This window comes from Biformimicrobium ophioploci (genome assembly GCF_030270605.1).
Classification (GTDB): domain Bacteria; phylum Pseudomonadota; class Gammaproteobacteria; order Pseudomonadales; family Cellvibrionaceae; genus Biformimicrobium; species Biformimicrobium ophioploci.
Genome location: NZ_BSYJ01000006.1, coordinates 192,763 through 209,350, shown reverse-complemented (window position 1 = coordinate 209,350; position 16,588 = coordinate 192,763). Strand labels below are relative to the sequence as shown.

At 59.3% G+C, this 16,588-nt stretch carries 18 protein-coding genes; 10 read left to right on the top strand and 8 right to left on the bottom strand.

Going from position 1 to position 16,588, the window contains the following annotated elements; all coding sequences use genetic code 11:
• The first annotated feature begins 80 nt into the window (after positions 1-80).
• Complete coding sequence (locus QSJ80_RS14100; protein WP_285765112.1) at positions 81-1,646, top strand: SulP family inorganic anion transporter; 1,566 nt, start codon at positions 81-83, stop codon at positions 1,644-1,646.
• 83 nt (positions 1,647-1,729) lie between these two features.
• On the opposite strand, the gene QSJ80_RS14095 is transcribed toward QSJ80_RS14100, so the two are convergent.
• Entirely contained in the window at positions 1,730-2,050 is a 321-nt protein-coding gene (locus QSJ80_RS14095) for a YebG family protein (protein WP_285765111.1), read from the bottom strand.
• A 308-nt stretch (positions 2,051-2,358) separates the two neighbouring features.
• Positions 2,359-2,997 (bottom strand): LysE family translocator, encoded by a 639-nt coding sequence (locus QSJ80_RS14090; RefSeq protein ID WP_285765110.1) that lies wholly within the window; start codon positions 2,995-2,997, stop codon positions 2,359-2,361.
• A gap of 142 nt (positions 2,998-3,139) precedes the next feature.
• On the opposite strand from QSJ80_RS14090, the gene QSJ80_RS14085 reads away from it, so the two are divergent.
• The 8 genes from QSJ80_RS14085 (at position 3,140) to QSJ80_RS14050 (ending at position 9,013) form a co-directional block, all read left to right on the top strand.
• Positions 3,140-3,337, top strand: a complete 198-nt coding sequence (locus QSJ80_RS14085; RefSeq protein ID WP_285765109.1) for a hypothetical protein — start codon at positions 3,140-3,142, stop codon at positions 3,335-3,337.
• A 64-nt stretch (positions 3,338-3,401) separates the two neighbouring features.
• Positions 3,402-4,343 carry a DUF6249 domain-containing protein gene (locus QSJ80_RS14080; protein ID WP_285765108.1) on the top strand — a complete coding sequence of 314 codons (942 nt, stop codon included), beginning with the start codon at positions 3,402-3,404 and terminating at the stop codon, positions 4,341-4,343.
• A 10-nt stretch (positions 4,344-4,353) separates the two neighbouring features.
• Positions 4,354-4,908: a sigma-70 family RNA polymerase sigma factor gene (locus QSJ80_RS14075; protein ID WP_285765107.1), complete on the top strand. Its 555-nt coding sequence runs from the start codon at positions 4,354-4,356 to the stop codon at positions 4,906-4,908.
• 7 nt (positions 4,909-4,915) lie between these two features.
• Positions 4,916-5,257, top strand: coding sequence for a hypothetical protein (locus QSJ80_RS14070; protein ID WP_285765106.1), 342 nt, complete (start codon positions 4,916-4,918; stop codon positions 5,255-5,257).
• 125 nt (positions 5,258-5,382) lie between these two features.
• Positions 5,383-5,796, top strand: a complete 414-nt coding sequence (locus QSJ80_RS14065) for a DUF2721 domain-containing protein (protein WP_285765105.1) — start codon at positions 5,383-5,385, stop codon at positions 5,794-5,796.
• Between the two features lie 75 nt (positions 5,797-5,871).
• Positions 5,872-6,165, top strand: a complete 294-nt coding sequence (locus QSJ80_RS14060) for a hypothetical protein (protein ID WP_285765104.1) — start codon at positions 5,872-5,874, stop codon at positions 6,163-6,165.
• 164 nt (positions 6,166-6,329) lie between these two features.
• Positions 6,330-7,727 (top strand): amidohydrolase, encoded by a 1,398-nt coding sequence (locus QSJ80_RS14055; protein WP_285765103.1) that lies wholly within the window; start codon positions 6,330-6,332, stop codon positions 7,725-7,727.
• Complete coding sequence (locus tag QSJ80_RS14050; RefSeq protein ID WP_285765102.1) at positions 7,724-9,013, top strand: amidohydrolase family protein; 1,290 nt, start codon at positions 7,724-7,726, stop codon at positions 9,011-9,013. Before QSJ80_RS14055 ends, QSJ80_RS14050 begins: the two co-directional genes overlap by 4 nt.
• A gap of 87 nt (positions 9,014-9,100) precedes the next feature.
• Here QSJ80_RS14050 and QSJ80_RS14045 read toward each other — a convergent pair whose 3' ends face one another.
• From QSJ80_RS14045 to QSJ80_RS14030, 4 genes are all read right to left on the bottom strand, one after another.
• Complete coding sequence (locus tag QSJ80_RS14045; RefSeq protein ID WP_285765101.1) at positions 9,101-9,658, bottom strand: acyloxyacyl hydrolase; 558 nt, start codon at positions 9,656-9,658, stop codon at positions 9,101-9,103.
• A 130-nt stretch (positions 9,659-9,788) separates the two neighbouring features.
• The gene (locus tag QSJ80_RS14040) at positions 9,789-10,883 is read right to left on the bottom strand and encodes a sigma-70 family RNA polymerase sigma factor (RefSeq protein WP_285765100.1); all 1,095 of its coding nucleotides are present in this window, start codon (positions 10,881-10,883) and stop codon (positions 9,789-9,791) included.
• Positions 10,884-11,185: 302 nt separating this feature from the next.
• A complete protein-coding gene (locus QSJ80_RS14035; protein WP_285765099.1) occupies positions 11,186-12,838 on the bottom strand; it encodes a M28 family metallopeptidase in 1,653 nt (550 codons plus the stop codon).
• A gap of 110 nt (positions 12,839-12,948) precedes the next feature.
• Positions 12,949-14,085 (bottom strand): M14 family metallopeptidase, encoded by a 1,137-nt coding sequence (locus tag QSJ80_RS14030; RefSeq protein WP_285765098.1) that lies wholly within the window; start codon positions 14,083-14,085, stop codon positions 12,949-12,951.
• A gap of 361 nt (positions 14,086-14,446) precedes the next feature.
• Between QSJ80_RS14030 and QSJ80_RS14025 the strand changes: the two genes are divergently transcribed.
• Positions 14,447-14,767 carry a helix-turn-helix domain-containing protein gene (locus tag QSJ80_RS14025; RefSeq protein ID WP_285765097.1) on the top strand — a complete coding sequence of 107 codons (321 nt, stop codon included), beginning with the start codon at positions 14,447-14,449 and terminating at the stop codon, positions 14,765-14,767.
• Positions 14,768-14,832: 65 nt separating this feature from the next.
• Here the strand turns inward: QSJ80_RS14025 and QSJ80_RS14020 are convergent, their stop codons facing one another.
• Together QSJ80_RS14020 and QSJ80_RS14015 are read right to left on the bottom strand one after the other, a co-directional pair.
• A complete protein-coding gene (locus QSJ80_RS14020) occupies positions 14,833-15,387 on the bottom strand; it encodes a lipid-binding SYLF domain-containing protein (RefSeq protein WP_285765096.1) in 555 nt (184 codons plus the stop codon).
• A gap of 140 nt (positions 15,388-15,527) precedes the next feature.
• Positions 15,528-16,529, bottom strand: a complete 1,002-nt coding sequence (locus tag QSJ80_RS14015; protein WP_285765095.1) for an AraC family transcriptional regulator — start codon at positions 16,527-16,529, stop codon at positions 15,528-15,530.
• Positions 16,530-16,588: the final 59 nt, after the last annotated feature.

Here is a 16,588-nt window from a genome sequence, read left to right as displayed (position 1 = left end):
CCGCTTTTTCCCCAAGCAAAGACTGTTTCGGCTCGTTGCTCCGCCAGCGTGGGTCTGTGGTAGTTGTACTGGAGCTATGGATGTTTGAACTGCAAATAAACCGCTTTGCCTCGCTCAAGGATGACGTTCTGTCGGGCCTTACTGTCGCGCTGGCACTGGTGCCGGAAGCCGTGGCCTTCGCGTTCGTTGCCGGTGTCGAACCCCTCGTAGGCCTGTATGCCGCCTTTATGGTGGGCCTGATTACGGCCTGTATCGGTGGTCGCCCGGGCATGATTTCCGGCGCAACCGGTGCGCTGGCGGTGGTAATGGTAGCGCTGGTCAAGGACCACGGTGTGCAGTACCTGTTTGCCACGGTGGTGCTGATGGGCATCCTGCAGATTACCGCCGGTGCCTTGCGCCTCGGCAAGTTCATCCGCATGGTGCCACACCCGGTAATGCTGGGCTTTGTTAACGGCCTCGCCATTGTCATCTTCCTGGCGCAACTGGGCCAGTTCGGTAACCCGGGTGAAACCGGCTGGGCGACCGGTACCTGGCTGGAAGGCAGTGTGGTGGACGTGGCCTGGGTCAGTGGTGACCAACTCACCACCATGCTGGTCCTGGTTGCCATCACCATGGCCATTATCTACTTCCTGCCCAAGCTGACCCGCGCGGTACCGGCGTCGCTGGTCGCCATTCTGGGGGTCTCCCTTGCGGTCTACTTCCTCGGCATCGACACCAAGGTCGTGGGTGACCAGGCCTCTATTGCCGGCGGCCTGCCATCTTTTGCCATTCCGGAAGTGCCGTTCACGCTGGAAACCCTGCGCATCATTTTCCCGTACGCTGTGGTGCTCGCAGCTATTGGCCTGATCGAGTCCCTGCTGACCCTGAGCCTGATCGATGAGCTGACGCAGACCCGTGGTCGCGGCAACAAGGAATGTGTGGGCCAGGGCGTGGCCAATGTCGCCACCGGCTTCTTTGGCGGTATGGGCGGTTGTGCGATGATCGGCCAGTCCATGATCAACGTGAATTCCGGCGGCCGTGGCCGTATGTCCGGCATCACCGCCGCGCTGGCGCTGCTGTGCTTCATCCTGTTCGCGTCTTCCCTGATTGAGCAGATCCCGATCGCCGCGCTGATAGGCGTGATGTTTATCGTGGTCATCGGTACCTTTGAGTGGTCCAGCTTCCGCATCATGCGCAAGATTCCGAAAGTGGATGCGTTTGTGCTGGTGCTGGTTTCCGCAGTGACCGTGGCCACCGACCTTGCGGTAGCCGTTGTTGTCGGTGTGATCGTGTCTGCACTGGCATTTGCCTGGAAGCACGCGACCCATATTGTTGTGCGCCGCAGTGAAGCGGAAGAGGGCAGCACGGTCTATCACGTAGAGGGGCCGTTGTTCTTCGCCGCCATTACCTCTTTCCTCGAGCAATTTGACCCGAAAGCAGACAAGGACGATGTGATCATCGACTTTGCGGACTCCCGCGTAGCGGACCACTCCGCGATTGAAGCGATCGACACCATGGCCGAGCGCTACCTGGCGCTGGGCAAGACCCTGCACCTGCGCCACCTGAGCCCGGAGTGCCGCCAGTTGCTGCGTCGTGCCGGTGACCTTGTGGAAGTAAACGTTATTGAAGACCCGACGTATCGCGTCGCGACTGACAAGCTGGCCTGATAACGAAAAATGCCCGGCGCGAGCCGGGCCAAAAGTTACAGGGTGGGGTCCTGAACTGGTTGAAGGGTTGTGGCGGGTAGAAGCTAGCCCGCTGCGGCCAGGGGCGTGACCTTGTCTTCTGCGTCGGTGGTCGCGCTGCCCTGCGGCTCCGAAGATGATTCCTCATCCTGCTGCAGCAGGATTTCCGGCTTGCCCTTGAGCGCCTTGGCGAGCAGATCCCGGCGCTCCGCCAGCAGCATGCCAATGGCCTCGCTGGCTTCCTCCGGTACCCCCGCAACGTGCAGCTCGATCAGCGCGGTAATATTGGCCGCGAGCTCCAGCATCTTGTCGTGTTCTTCGGCATCCTTTTTGTTGTCAAACATTGCACCGTCCCGATCGCATTTCCACATAGCGACTACAGCCATCTGGTTCTCCTTTCTAAATTTGCCGTCTGCTGAAATTGCCGTCTGGCAACTGTTTGAATGTACAGTATCTGTATAAAAAAACAGTGTCAAGCGGTCGGCAGCAATTGTGTGGGAATGCAGGGGGCATGGCGCGCCATAACCGGATGAGATGATGTCTGCGAGCGATGGGAGGCCGGTACGCGGGCTGCTACAGCTGTCAGAATGGAGGCGTGATGAGACCCGCGGGACGGTGTTTCCGTTTCCCACTTGTCCAAAGACATCAACCCCCCCCCGATGTATTGGCCCGCAGTGCGGGCCATTTTTTTGCCTCAGATACTCCACACCAGGCGCGCGGCCAGCGCCAGCAACAGCAACCCGAAGGCTTTTTCTATGCGGCTGCCTGCCAGCTGGCGGGCGCGCTGGAAACGTTCGCTGCGGCTGGCCAGGGTCATGAGTGCGGTAACCAGCAGGTACCAGACTGCGTCGATACCAGCGGCGAGGCCGGCCATCCCGAGTTTAGTGGCGAGCGCCTGGTGCGGGCCGACGAACTGGCTGAACAGTGCGGTGAAGAATACCGCGATCTTGGGGTTCAGGAAGGCGACCGCAAAGCCGTTGGCCGCGGCTCGGCGGGGGCTCATCTCGACAGCCGGTTCCGGGTTTTCCTCTGTAGCCTCAGCCGGCGCTGGTTTTGCGGTCAGGGCTTTCCAGCCCAGGTAGGCCAGGAATATGGCGCCCGCCCACTGCAGGCCGGAAAACAGCCAGGGGGTGCCGGTGAGCACGACAGCGAGGCCCAGGGCTGTCAGTGTGGCGTATACTGCCACCCCGGCGCCGTGTGCGATGGACGCCGCGGCCCCCGCGCGGAAACCGCCCTGGCTGCCGGCCTTGATGATCACGGCGAGGCTGGGACCCGGGGACATGGCCCCGAGCGCGCAGATGCTGGCCAGCGCCAGCCAGTTCCATATATCCATGTAAACAGCTTCCGGTGTCGTCTCTGGCGCCATAGCCTACCGGAAAAATTGAAACTTTAGTGAATCCCGTGCATCCAAACCGGCGGCATGTGTCGTCACATAAACAACAAAGAGAACTGATGGAGAAGTGGAGATGAAAAGGATGACTGCTCGAATACTGCTCGCCGCGTTCGGTTTCGCCGCGGTCATCGCCTGTGCAGACGAGCCGGTAACCCCGGAGGAGCCTCGCATCAACAGGCATGGCGAGGAGGCAGAGTTGCCGCGCAAGCGGTGCCACAAGCGTCCGGACCGCCAGCAAAGCCCTGCTGCCCCACCACGCCACCCGCGCTGGATCGCCTGAGCGGTCGCACTGCGGGATTTGGCGAATTATTCGTCAATAGAAATAGAAAGAGGAGATTGACGACATGCGCATCGCAAAACAATTACTTGCCCTGGCTCTGGCCACCGGCGTGGGCGGAGCTGCGCTAGCCCAGGCGCCCGAAGTGCCGGAGGTGCCCAAAGTGCCGGCACCGGCCCCGATCGTCGAGCAAGTGGAGAAGGCTGGTGCCGACAGCGTGGAAGTGGACCGGGTCGAGTTTTCCGAAAGTTTGCGCGAGCACATCCTCGAAGCGCAGAAGATAGCGCGGGAAGCGGAGCAGGCGGCCAGGGAAGCAGAGGCTGAAGCACATTCCGCCCACGCAGAGGCGCGTAAGGAAGTTGAGAAGCAGGTTCGTATCCTGCGCGAAAACGGCAACGTGCGGATTATCGCCATCGATGAGAATGGCGAGAAGTCCGATGTCGCTATCGAGATGGGTGAGGAATTCGGCGGCACCATCGCCAGCCGCATCTTCGAACGCCTCGAGGAAAAAGGCGTCCTGGACAAGAAAGGCTGGGTCGTCGAGGGTGCTATGGACAAGGCGCCCCACAACGTTCGCATCGGCATCGATACCGAGGAGTTAAAACGCGGGGGCGATGATAATGGCGGAGAAGCGATTTTCGGCCTGCTGATCGGCCTGGTGGTGGTACTGGGGATTTTCGGCACACCGGTATTGATTGTGTGGCTGGCAACCCGCAACAGCTATCGCAAGAAGCAGCTGGTGATCGAAAATATCAATCGCATGGTGGCGGAGGGCCGGGATATCCCGCCGGAACTGCTGGACGCAATGGAGTCCGAGGCACCGCAGAAGTCCGGTGACCGTGGCTTCAACCTGATGGCGGTTGGCCTGGCAATCTTCATCTGGTTCAGCTGGATGGCAGGCCCGGAGTTAGGTAGCGTCGGCCTGATCCCGCTGTTTATCGGTGTGGCGCGTTTCATCAGCTGGAAAATGGACCAGCAACCCAACCAGAACGGTGGCCAGGTAGGCTGAGGCGCAAAGCATGGATCTCTCTGATGAGATATTGATCCAGCGAGCCGCCCAGGAGGGGGACCAGCGGGCATACAGCCAGCTGGTTCGTCGTTACCAGTCGCAGTTGCGCTACTCACTGAGGCAGCTGTGTAACGGGGATCAGGCGCTTGCGGACGACATGGCCCAGGAGGCTTTTATCAAAGCCTACAAGGCCCTGCCGGCGTTTCGTGGCGATGCGAAGTTCAGCACCTGGCTGTACCGGATTGCGTATAACCTGGTGATGAGCGAGAAGCGCAAGAAGGCGCCGGACGTGGACCAGGAAGCCGTCGATCGCGCCCAGTCCGACGAAGGCCACGAAGAGGTGCAACAGTTGAGCATGGCGCGGGACCTGAACGCGGCCATGCAGGAGCTAAGCGAGCACCAGCGTGAAGCCATTCACCTGTGCATGCACCGGGGCTTCTCCCATGAAGAGGCGGCGAGCATTATGAAAATGCCGCTGGGAACCGTTAAATCCCACGTAAACCGCGCCAGGGCCAAGCTGCAAAGCCTGCTGGACCCTTGGCGAGAGGAGGTAGTTAGTGGATAATCATCTGATGAACCGAAACGACCAAACAGATTCATTGCCGGATTTCGACACCTGGTTGCGCCAGGAGTTGCAGCACAGTGAGCCGTACATCGATGATGACGGCTTCTGTGAACAGGTGATGGCATCGCTACCGGCACCGCGCAATCGTCGCGTGACCGAGCGTCGTTATAACTTCCTGCAATATGGCGCGGTGCTGTTGTCTTCCGGGATTGTCGCCTGGAACTTCCCGCTTGGGGCCATGATTGACCAGTTGATGAGCCAGTCGATCAGTCTTTATTCCCTGATTGCCGTCGGCCTGCTGGGGTCTACCATTGCAACCGGTGCCGGGCTGGTGGCGCTGAAACGCTGATTCTGAGACGGTTCCCCGGGAGGCCCTGGCCGCGTGCCACGACACGGGATTATCAATGTGAAAAGGAGCCATCGGCTCCTTTTTTATTTTGGCTACGCGCCCTAGTATGCTGTTCTGATATTTTTTTGCCCCTTAATATGGAAATTACCTTTACCGCGCCGGCGCTCCTGTTCCCGGCAATTTCCCTGCTTTTCCTTGCTTATACCAATCGGTTCATGGTGCTGGCCCAGCTGATCCGCCAGTTGCATGGCAAGAATCGCGTTGAAGTGCGCGCCATTGTCACGCGCCAGATTGAGAATCTGCGGCGCCGGATGCACCTCATCAAGGCGATGCAGGCCACCGGCGTTCTCAGCTTCATTTGCTGTACCCTGTCTATTTTCGCGCTGTTCCTGAACATGCAGCAGCTTGGCTCGATATTCCTCGGTGCCTGCCTGCTGTTGCTGGTGTGTTCACTGCTGCTCTCACTGTGGGAAATCCAGATTTCATCCGGTGCCATTGAGCTGGAGCTTACGGATATGGAGCAGGAATCGGATCATTGATGCGACAGCAGCTGCTATGCTTAGCAAGGGCCTGTTGTTCGGGTCCTGTGAAACAGGTAGTTATCGGGGCTCGCGATGTTGTACCGGCTTGCACCTCTGTCCTTCGTCTTTCTTCTGCTGTTCCTGCCTGATCAGCCCAGTGCCGATCATGTCTATGACCAGAGTCCGTATGTGCATTTCTGCCGCGCCGAGTACTTCAAATATGACGAGGGCCAGGTGAAGTGCAACTGGGCCGGCAGCTTCGATTTTGCCTGCGAGATCAAACGGCCCAACCGAATTCCCATCGAAGAGGGATCGCTCTTGAGGGAGCCAGAGGATGTCGGTGAGTGTTCAGACGGCGAGCGCGTGCTGAAAATTGTTCACTACTGAGCGTTTGAAATGCGCCTGAAGCCGTCAGTCCGGCTTTTCCCATTGAATTGAATCGCTATTTCTTTCATTCTCTCCTGTGATTTGGGCGAGGGTCGCCCATTTGTATAAAAATAATCCGGTTGCTGACTGCAGCCGTTGCCGCAAGGCAATACAGGAGGATCTGAATGTTTCGCCCTTCGAGAATCGCTGGCGCGCTGGCTCTGACGCTGGGGCTTGCCGGTTGTGGTGGTGAGGACAAACCCACCAATGAGCCGCAGGACTTTTCCCGCTTTGATGCCTTCCCATCCACTTATAGCCTGCAACAGGAACAGGATGTACTGATCCGCAGTGCAACCGTGTTGACGGCAACTGGTGAGCAATTGCAGGAAACCGACCTGCTGTTGAAAGACGGCAAGATCGCGAAAATCGGTAAAGGCCTCAAGGCCGGAGACAAAGCGCTTGTGATTGATGCGCAGGGCAAGTGGGTCACGCCCGGCGTGATTGATGTGCACTCGCACCTCGGTAATTACCCTGCGCCTTCCATTGAATCCAGCCAGGACGGTAATGAAATCACTTCGCCCAACACCGGGCAGGTGTGGGCAGAGCACTCCGTGTGGACGCAGGACCCACAGTTTGCACTGGCCCTGTCTGGTGGTGTTACCACTCTGCAGATCCTGCCGGGCTCGGCCAACCTGTTTGGCGGTCGCGGTGTCACCCTCAAGAATGTACCGGGTCGCCGCGTACAGGATATGAAATTCCCCGATGCGCCTTACGGCCTGAAGATGGCCTGTGGTGAAAACCCCAAGCGGGTTTACGGCAGCAAGGGCACTGCGCCGGGTACCCGTATGGGTAACGTCGCCGGCTATCGCCAGGCGTGGATCCAGGCAGAGGCCTACAAGAAAAAGTGGGACGCTTATAACAAGGGCGAATCTTCGGACAAGCCGGATCGTGACCTCAAGCTGGAAACCCTGGCGGGTGTGCTGGCGGGTGAGATCCTGGTGCACAACCACTGCTATCGCGGCGAAGAAATGGCGATCATGATGGATGTCGCCAAGGAATTCGATTTCAAGGTTTCCACTTTCCACCATGCCGTGGAGGCCTACAAGGTTGCGGACCTGCTGGCAGAAAACCAGGTTTGTTCCGCGATGTGGGCAGACTGGTGGGGCTTCAAGCACGAAGCGTTCGACATGACAGAAGCGAATATCGCAATTGTCGATCAGGCCGGCGCCTGTGCGCTGATCCACTCGGATTCTTCTGTCGGCATCCAGCACCTGAACCAGGAAGTGGCCAAGGCGATGCTCGCCGGGCAACGCGCCGGCTTTGATATCCCGCCCAGGGAAGCGGTCAAGTGGTTCACCCTGAACGCGGCCAAATCCCTCGGTATTGAGGACAAGACCGGCAGTATCGAAGAGGGCAAGATGGCCGATGTGGTGATCTGGTCGGGCAGCCCGTTCAGTGTGTACACACTGGCAGAGCAGGTATTTATCGATGGTGTACTGATGTATGACCGCAAGGATGAAAAGCGCCAGCCGCACAGCGACTTTGATCTGGGCATCCTGGATGCGGAGGGAGAGCGAGTATGAAAACCCTGAACAGAATCACTTCAATCCTGCTGGCCAGTGCCATTGCTCTGCTGGCCCTGGTGCATGCGGAAACCATGCTGATCAAGGGCGCCATGGTGCACACGCTGTCACCCGGGCAGGACAAGGCACAGCGCCTGGATATCCTGGTCGAGGATGGCAAGATCGCGCGCGTTGCGCAGGACCTCGGTAATGCGAGCGCCGACTGGACCATCGAAGCCAAGGGCAAGGTGGTCACGCCGGGCATCATTGCGCCGCTCACTTCGCTGGGACTGGTGGAGATCGGCGCGGCCTCCGGCACCAACGACGCAGCCGTGGCGGATATCACCGTAGGGCCGTCCTTTGATCCGGTTGCAGCCTTCAACCCCAAATCCACCCTGATTCCCTTCAACCGTGCCGGTGGCGTGACTACTGCACTGGTTACGCCGGGCAGCAGTGACAAGATCTTTACCGGCAAGAGCTTTGTTGTGAACCTGACCGGCAGCTTCGACAGCGTCGAAAGCCGCAATGTCGCGCAGCTGGTCTATTTCGGTGAGCGCGGCTCTGCGGTTGCCGGTGGCAGCCGCGCGCAGACCCTGGCCAAGGTGCGTGATGCGATCAGCGAGGCACGTGAGTATGCTGCCAATCGCGCCGCCATCCGTCGTGGTGAATGGCGCGATATGGCATTCAGTATCAATGACCTGGAGGCACTGCAGCCGGTTGCTCGCGGGGAAGTGCCAATCATCGCAGAGGTGCATCGTGCGAGTGATATCCTGGCCGTCATGCAGCTGGCGCGGGAGCTCAACCTGCGCCTGGTGATTTCCGGTGGTGCCGAGGCATGGATGGTCGCGCCACAAATCGCGGCGGCTGGTGTGCCGGTTATCATTGATGCCATAGACAATACCCCGGAATCCTTCTCGCAGCTGGGTGCGCGCTCCGATAATGCAGCCTTGCTGCACAAGGCCGGTGTGAAGGTGGTCATCGCGGGGCCTGGTTTCCTCGCTACCCACAACGCCTATCTTGCGCGCCAGTCCGCCGGTATCGCAGTGGCACATGGCCTCCCACACGTAGAGGCACTGCGCAGCCTGTCGACGAATGTCGCGGATGTGTTCGGGATTGATGGCGGCACCGTTGCCCCGGGCAAATCTGCAGACCTGGTGATCTGGAGTGGAGACCCGCTGGAGCTGACGGTGTTTGCGGAGACCGTACTGATCGATGGCAAACAGCAGTCGCTGGTGAACCGCTCGACGCGCCTGCGCGATCGTTTCCTCAAGCCCAAGCAGGGCCACGAGTTCGGCTACAAGTTCTGAGTAAGACTTTAGCCAGGCTTGCTTCGGCCCGAACTTGCGGGGCGGAGCATGCCAACCTGTGCGGTATCGCCCGGTACCGCCAAATCCCTAAAAGCTGAAATGCAGGTTTGCTCCCGCAAAATCCAGGCCCGGGTTGGGCTCGTTGGTGAAGGCGTTGGAAAAATGACTGTATCGCAGCGAAAACATCAGGCCGTTACCCCAGCGATAGCCCCCGGAGAACTGAACCGCGAAATTCAGGTTGGTATCCAGCGGGATGCCGTTGTATTCGGTATTGCTGAGGTGGGCTCCGCCGAGGCCGAATTCTGCGAAGTAGCCATTAAAGCTGTTGTCGGGGTACCAGCGCATCACTGCCTTGATTTCGGCGATGTCCTGCGCCTCTGTCCCGTCGTGGTGTTCCCCCCGCAATTCGCTGTAACTCACCTGGGTCCACAGTTGCCACCAGCAGTTGCGCAGGTTTACGTCCTTGATGTGATAGGCGAGGGAGGCCCCCCAGCCGCTCGAGTCCGCGATGGATTTCGACTGGATCGCGGTCTGGCCCAGCCCCTTCAATCCGGCCGTGCTGACCTCAAAGCGGCCGCCGGAGTCCGCAAATGCGTGACCGGCTGTGAGCATGATCAATAACGCAAGAGGCAGGCTCCGTGACACAGTGACTCCGCGGGGTTGGAAGCTGGGGTTTCACTATTCTAGCTGTATTGCGGTACGGAGGTCTGAACAGGCGAGCATCAGAGCGCCAGCGGTGTGAAACCGCCGGCGCTTTTTCAACGGTTTGACGGCGTTACGGCTGCCGCCATTGTCGGCGCAGTTGCCGCAGTGCGTCGGTATGAAGCTGGCGTGCGCGCTCCTGGCTGAGACCCAGTTGCTCGCCGATGACACGGAAAGAGCAATCCCGATCAGATTCCAGCCCGTAGCGCAGGTTGAGTACCGTGCGCTGGCGCGCCGGCAGTTTGGCCACGGCCTCCCGCAGCTTCTCCTTGATTTCGCGCCGTGAAACTTCCTCGTCCGTGTTGTAAGCCTCATCGGCCGGCGCGTAATCGAGGCGCGTGCTGGTCTGCTCGTCTGAAAGCGGCTCATCCAGGGAACTGGTGGGGCCGGGCAGTTTCAGCAGGTTCTGGATTCGTTCCAGGTCCAGGCCCGTTTCCTGCGACAGGCTCTCATCCGACGACGGCTGGCCACTGGCGCGAATCTTGCCGATTGCCCGGTAGATACTGCGCAGGTCATCCTGCACATTGGCCGGCTGCCTTACCAGGTCGTCGTTGCGTCGGATGGCCAGCTGGATTTCCTGCTGGATCCACCAGTAGGCGTAGGTGGAAAACCTGTAGCCGAGTTTGGGCTTGAAGCGCTCGATGGCTTTCAGCAGGCCCACGTTACCTTCCTGGATCAGGTCGATAAATGGCACCGATGGATTGCGGAAGCGCTTGGCGATGGCGATTACAAGGCGCAGGTTACACTGCACCAGCTTGCGCCTTTGCTGCCTGAACTTCCTCAGGTTGGTTGTCAGTTTGCTGGTGTCACGCTTGTTGAGTTTGCCTTCGGCCAGCATTTCTTCAGCTTTTGCCAGGATCAGACCGTGGTCATAGGCGCCGGTACTGCCACGCTGTTCCACACCCTCACTGCGCAGCGCCACGTAGGGTACGCCGTGATCGTGCAGGAACTCCGTGAGCCGGTCTTCCAGCTCCCGCAGGAGACTGGTGGTGGCATGCTCATCCTCCGGAGAGAGCAGGTTGAGGCGATAGAGTGCCTTCAGATAGCTCTGCATGGATGAGCTGCCGCCCTCGCTCTGCGACGGCGTGTTGTCGTCGCTGGCAAAAAACTGGGAGCCGTTGTCCTTCAGCCATTGTTCATCCTCTGAATACCGCGAATTTTCAGACAATGTTGTTTTCCCTCAGTTGTTGGGAATGAAAGGTTTTTTGGCTAGTTGCGGGATCGTGCTGGTCTCCGGTCTGGTATGAATTGTTTGAAACAGGAAAATATTCCGGCACCGATATCCGGGGGCCGGTGGCGTCTATTTCAAAATCCTATGGAAACTATAGATGAGTCGGGCGCCAGCAAGGGACATTAGCTGACTGAAGCGGTCATTCTGGTCAGGAGGCGGGGCCTCCTGCCAGGGAACCGGAAGGCTGGCGGGCCGGGTGCGGTCGCCGCCTTATCCGGACAGGGTTTTGTTGTGCGGGATTATTTCCGAGCGTCTTCGCTGGCGTCGCGGATCGCGCGGAACTCGTTGCCCGGGTACCAGTTTGGCCAGGCATCGTTGTTGGCCAGCTCGAGCGCTATCTGCGCACCGATGAACAGGTCACTGGCGGCACCGCTCAGGTCCCAGTTCGGATCGTATTCATCGGCGGGCTTGTGATAGCGGCGGCTGCCGTAGTCAGCGGCCTGGGCCTCGGCCCACTCGTGGTCGTGCTCTGTGGTTTCAGTACCGGACTTGAAGTACAGCATCGGTACGCCTTTCTTGGCCAGGCTGAAATGGTCAGAGCGGTAGAAGTAACCTTTCTCCGCACCGGCTGCCGGTTTGGTATAGCGGTTGTACTTCTGTGCCTGTGCGTCCAGCAGCTTTTCCAGCTCGCTGTTGCCGTGCCCCACAACCATGATGTCACGGGTCTTGCCGTAGGTACTCATGGCATCGAAGTTTACCCCGCCGACGGTGGTTTCCAGCGGAATAACCGGGTTCTCCGCGTAGTACTTGGAGCCCAGCAGGCCGGACTCTTCCGCAGTTACCGCTACAAACAGGATGCTGCGTGCGGGCTCGGCTTCTTTCAGTTGGCGTGCGATTGCCAGCAGGCCTGCAGTGCCGGTGGCGTTGTCGACGGCACCGTTGAAGATATGGTCTTCACCCTCGGCGCCGGGCTTGATACCGATGTGGTCCCAGTGCGCGGTGAAGATCACGGCTTCTTCCGGCCGCTCGCTGCCTTCGATTTTGGCGATGACATTATTGGACTCGGACGTGCGGAGGGTGTTCTTCAGGCTGACGGATGCCTTGAGGCCCATCGGCTGGGGCTCAAAGCTGTTGCTCTTGGCGGATTCCAGCAGCGCGGCGTAGTCGAGGCCTGCGCCGGCAAACAGGGCTTTTGCCGCGTCCTGGGTAATCCAGGATTCGACTGCGGCGCGGTCCGGGTTGCCGTCCTCGGACTTGAGGCTGATCTGGGCGCCCGACCAGGATCCGCTGACCACGGCCCAGGGGTAACCGGCTGCCGCGTCTTCATGAATCAGGATGGCGCCGGCTGCGCCCTGACGGGCGGCCTCTTCGAACTTGTAGGTCCAGCGACCGTAGTAGGTCATGGCGTTACCGTTGAACAGCTCCGCGTCCTGGGTGGCGTAGCCCGGGTCGTTGACCAGGATCACTGCGGTCTTGCCGGCCATATCGATACCAGCGTAATCGTTCCAGTCATATTCCGGCGCTACCACACCGTAACCGACAAATACCAGTTCGCTTTCTTCCAGCGCAGCCGTGTCGCTCTGGCGCTGGGTGAAGGTCATCATGTCTTCGCCGTACTGGAGCGTCTGGCTGAAACCCTCACCGCTGATCTGCATCGGCGTGGGTTCGTGCACCATTTCAACAACCGGTACCTTCTGGAACCAGCTGGTGCCGTTACCCGGCTTCAGGCCGAGCTTGCTGAACTGCTCGGCAAGGTAGCCAATGGTCAGCTCTTCGCCACGGGTCGCCGGTGCGCGGCCCTCGAAGTCGTCAGAGGCGAGTTTTGCGATGTGGGTGTGCAGGTCGGCACTGATCTGGGTGATCGGGTCTTGTGCGGACTGGGGCTCGCCGCATCCGGACAATGCGCCACCGGCAATAACTGCCGCGGCCAGCCATGGCAGGGATCTGAACATATGCTGCTCCGTTGTTTTTGTAGTGTTCTGGAGCTGTGCGCTGCGCACTCAAGGGCGCGGGTGGGGATAGGCGCCAGCTCCGGCTGACGCCTAAGTTAACAAATTTCCGCTTATTTGGCTCCCTGTCCCAGCAGCGGCAGGGTTGCGCGGATCGGATTGAGCACATCCATGCCGAGCTGGCGGCTGCGGGCGGGCGACCAGCCCTCCACCGGGTCTGGCAGGTCGGCGTTGTCCTTGAACGGCATTTCGATGGTAAAGGACAGGGTGCGGAACTGCTGCCCGAGCCAGTTGGCGGCGATGGTGAGGTTGGCCTCGCCGGGCTGGTCGAGCGGGTAGCCATATTCGGTCTGGAAGTCCGGGCTGGCCGCCACAAATGCCGCCTTGAAGGTGTCCTGCAGTTGCTGGTGGCGCTGGTCAAAGCCCGGGATACCCTCACAACCTGCGACAAAGTTGTAGGGCAGGGCCTCGTCGCCATGAATATCGAGGAACAAGTCGCCACCCGCTTCAAGCATACGCTCGCGCACCAGGTAAACCTCGGGGCTGCGCTCCATGCTGGGCGATTCCCACTCCCGGTTGAGGTTGGCGCCACAGGCATTGGTGCGCAGGTGCCCGCGTACAGAGCCGTCCGGGTTCATATTGGGCACCACGTAGAAAACACAATCCCGAAGCAGCCGGGTGGCTGTGGGGTTTGCTTCGTCCAGCAGTACTTCCAGCATGCCCTCGATAAACCATTCCGCCATGGATTCACCCGGGTGCTGGCGCGCTGTGATCCAGATGCGGTGCTTTGCGGTCTCTGGGTCGCCAATGGTGAGGAGTGTCATTTCGCGGCCGTCGAGGGTCAGACCAAGAGTTTCGCTGTTCACCTGCTCGTGCTGTTGCGTCCAGGCGAGCAGGTCGAGGTGGCGCTCCCAGGAGTAGGGTACGAAATAAGCGAGGTAGATACTTGGCTGGTCCAGCTCTACTTCGAAGTCCAAATGCGCATTGTCATAACTGGCGGGAATGCGGAACCAGTGGTTGCGGTCGTAGGATGCGCAAACGCTGTAATTGTCCCAGCCTTCGGGAAAAGCGGCCTTGGCAGCATTCACAATGCGCAGGGCGTAAGTCTGGCCGGTTTCTCCTTCCAGGCGGAAGTGGAACCACTGGTAAAAGTCGGAGTTGTTGTCCTTGCGGATGGCCAGTTCGATCGGGTTGGCATCCGCGTTAACGACTTCGATGTTTCCGCTGTCAAAAGCACTGGAAATATACATGTTGGGCTCCTTGAAGATATCGCCGAAGTTTACAAAAAACAGTACGGCGCGAGTAGGGCTTTGCAGAACTCATTTGTGCGAAACAAGCGCAATGGTTTTTTCGCTTTCGTGATGGGTGCTGGGTGATGGGTGATAGGTGCTGGGGAGCCGCTTTTTGCGTTATGCAATGCAGTTGGGGATTCGAATTGGGGAATTCTCTTGCTGAGCACAGACCAGTCCTGAGGTTTGGCTGCTAACTGCTTGATATTTTGCTGAATCCCCACGGAAAAATTCTTGGCTTGGCTTTTGCACCGGATTTTGGCGAGCGGGTTATAGCAGTTATACGGATTTGCAAATCGCCCCGGGCGGTTGGTTGGATGTTATGGAAGGCAGGCAAATACAGGGTGAGGCGTCAGCGCTAGCCGCTAGCGGTGACAGTGTGGAGCAAGAGGCGAAAGCCAGTAAATCTTATCGCATCAACGGTCGGCGCCGGGATGACCGCCAGATCATGAGCTGGGCTCTGGTTGAGCGGCAGACTGTTGAACATGCCATCGCGCTGTGTGATGGCAACGTGTGCCGTGCGGCGAAACTCCTGTGTGTCAGCCCGTCCACATTGTACCGGAAGCTCGAGCGCTGGATGCAGGACGAGCAGCGCACGGAAGGCGCGCCTGCGGAAGGAGAGGCGCCCGCCAGACGGGGCTGAGCGCCTGCTACAGGCAGCCGCTCCTGAATGAGCGGCGCTGAGAGTCTGATGGCAGACAGCTGAACTCAGTTCAGCTCATAGTCCTGCCAGTACTTGGTGCCTTTCAGGGATGCCTGCAGAGCCAGGCCACTCTCGGTCAGCTGGAATACACGCATTCCGTCTATTACCACTTCCTCGCCGAATGCAGCGCCCTTGTCCTGGGCCTTCGCGGCCGCATCCACGTGACCACCGAAAGTCCAACCGTATTTGACAAAGCGTTCCATTACCTTGGCGTCATCGAATACGAACACTGCACGGAAGTCCTTGATGCCAAGACCGAGCCCGACGCCCACCTCTGCCATTTTCATGTAAGTGCGACGTCCAGTGCGATTGTCTACGACGGAACCGTAACCTGTGCCACCACTGGCGAGAAACAGCTTGACGTTGACGTTGCTAAATACGGCATATCCCGGAGCAGCCTGCAGCTGTGCACGCAGTGCCGGCTTCAACCCGTAGAGTTCATTCAGGACCTGGCGCTCGGTGGTCTGGATGTGCGCACGCTTGTCCTGGGATGTCTGGCCCGGGGCGGCGCAGCCGGCCAGTACGAGAGCGGTGAAGAGTAAGGTGAATAAACTGCGCATGGATATTCCTGTCATCGTTATGTTTTTTGCGTATCGGATTGATGGCACGCTTTACTTGTGACGCCAATTGTCACCGCAATGGCGCCAAAACGGAACCGTGGCGTGTTGTTGTTTAATATTTGCCCTGACTGAAGGCGCATCTACCCCTGTTCGCGGTGTTGCAAGCGATAGCTACGCGGCGTTTGGCCGGTCCAGCGCCTGAATGCCTTGCCAAAAGCGCTTTCGTCACAGTACCCGAGCATGGCAGCGATTTCCGCAAGCGATTTCTCGTTTTGCGCCAACCAGAGTTTCGCATAGTAACTGCGCACCTCGTCCTGGATCTCGCGGAAATTCACCTTTTCCTCTGTCAGCTTGCGGGCCAGGTGGCGGGGGCTCATATGTAATCTTTCGGCAATCTGTTCGCGCCCCAGCTCCGGGTTCTGCTGCAGTAGGTGGCTAACCCTCAGCTGCAGGCTCTTGTCCTTGAGGCGTTGCAGTAACGCATCGGCTTCTGGCCGCAGCCGCTCGAGCACCATCCTGTCCGCCGCAACACACGGAATCTGCAATGCTTCCTCGTCCAGGCGAATACCGGAATAATCACAGCCGAACTGGACCGGCGCATCCAGCAGTGACTGGTACTGTTGCTGGATGGCGAGTGAGGGCGCGGGGTAGGCAAAGCGCACCTGGCGCGGTCGGAACCTGCCGCCGGTCATGCTGCGGGCCTGAGTGAGGCTGGTGGAGAGCACGGTTTCGACGCGCAGTCGCTCGCATACCAGGTAGTTGGGGATGTAGCGCAGGTCCAGATAGCCGGCGCCGCGGTGGATCTCGAAGTCGCCGCCTTCGCCTACCAGCGGGTGATAGGTCTGCAATTGCTGCAGTGCTTCACCGAGGGTTTTCTGGGTCATCAGCAGGTAGCCCACCAGGCCCAGCTGTGCGGTCTCTATGGCGCTGCCGATACGCAGTCCAAGGAGCGGGTCTGGCTCTGACTGGGACAGTGCTAGCCATACATCCTCCTGCTGAACCAGAGGCACCCTTTGGTCGGATTCCACTTCGTGCAGCAGTGAGTGGGCCACTTCCGGCGGGTTTATTCCAAGGCGCTCCAGCGCGCCTATGAGGGCACGGGTATAGCTGACTGTGACGGATCCCTGCGTGGGTTCGATCAAAACAGATGTCCCAAAATGACCAAAACGGGCCCGATTATGACAATGGCCGGGTGCCTTGT

Bases quoted from the DNA above. Each gene is read 5' to 3' on its own strand.
- QSJ80_RS14100 (WP_285765112.1), top strand. From the start codon at position 81: ATGTTTGAACTGCAAATAAACCGCTTTGCCTCGCTCAAGGATGACGTT.
- QSJ80_RS14095 (WP_285765111.1), bottom strand. From the start codon at position 2,050: ATGGCTGTAGTCGCTATGTGGAAATGCGATCGGGACGGTGCAATGTTT.
- QSJ80_RS14090 (WP_285765110.1), bottom strand. From the start codon at position 2,997: ATGGATATATGGAACTGGCTGGCGCTGGCCAGCATCTGCGCGCTCGGG.
- QSJ80_RS14085 (WP_285765109.1), top strand. From the start codon at position 3,140: ATGACTGCTCGAATACTGCTCGCCGCGTTCGGTTTCGCCGCGGTCATC.
- QSJ80_RS14080 (WP_285765108.1), top strand. From the start codon at position 3,402: ATGCGCATCGCAAAACAATTACTTGCCCTGGCTCTGGCCACCGGCGTG.
- QSJ80_RS14075 (WP_285765107.1), top strand. From the start codon at position 4,354: ATGGATCTCTCTGATGAGATATTGATCCAGCGAGCCGCCCAGGAGGGG.
- QSJ80_RS14070 (WP_285765106.1), top strand. From the start codon at position 4,916: ATGAACCGAAACGACCAAACAGATTCATTGCCGGATTTCGACACCTGG.
- QSJ80_RS14060 (WP_285765104.1), top strand. From the start codon at position 5,872: ATGTTGTACCGGCTTGCACCTCTGTCCTTCGTCTTTCTTCTGCTGTTC.
- QSJ80_RS14055 (WP_285765103.1), top strand. From the start codon at position 6,330: ATGTTTCGCCCTTCGAGAATCGCTGGCGCGCTGGCTCTGACGCTGGGG.
- QSJ80_RS14050 (WP_285765102.1), top strand. From the start codon at position 7,724: ATGAAAACCCTGAACAGAATCACTTCAATCCTGCTGGCCAGTGCCATT.
- QSJ80_RS14035 (WP_285765099.1), bottom strand. From the start codon at position 12,838: ATGTTCAGATCCCTGCCATGGCTGGCCGCGGCAGTTATTGCCGGTGGC.
- QSJ80_RS14030 (WP_285765098.1), bottom strand. From the start codon at position 14,085: ATGTATATTTCCAGTGCTTTTGACAGCGGAAACATCGAAGTCGTTAAC.
- QSJ80_RS14025 (WP_285765097.1), top strand. From the start codon at position 14,447: ATGGAAGGCAGGCAAATACAGGGTGAGGCGTCAGCGCTAGCCGCTAGC.
- QSJ80_RS14020 (WP_285765096.1), bottom strand. From the start codon at position 15,387: ATGCGCAGTTTATTCACCTTACTCTTCACCGCTCTCGTACTGGCCGGC.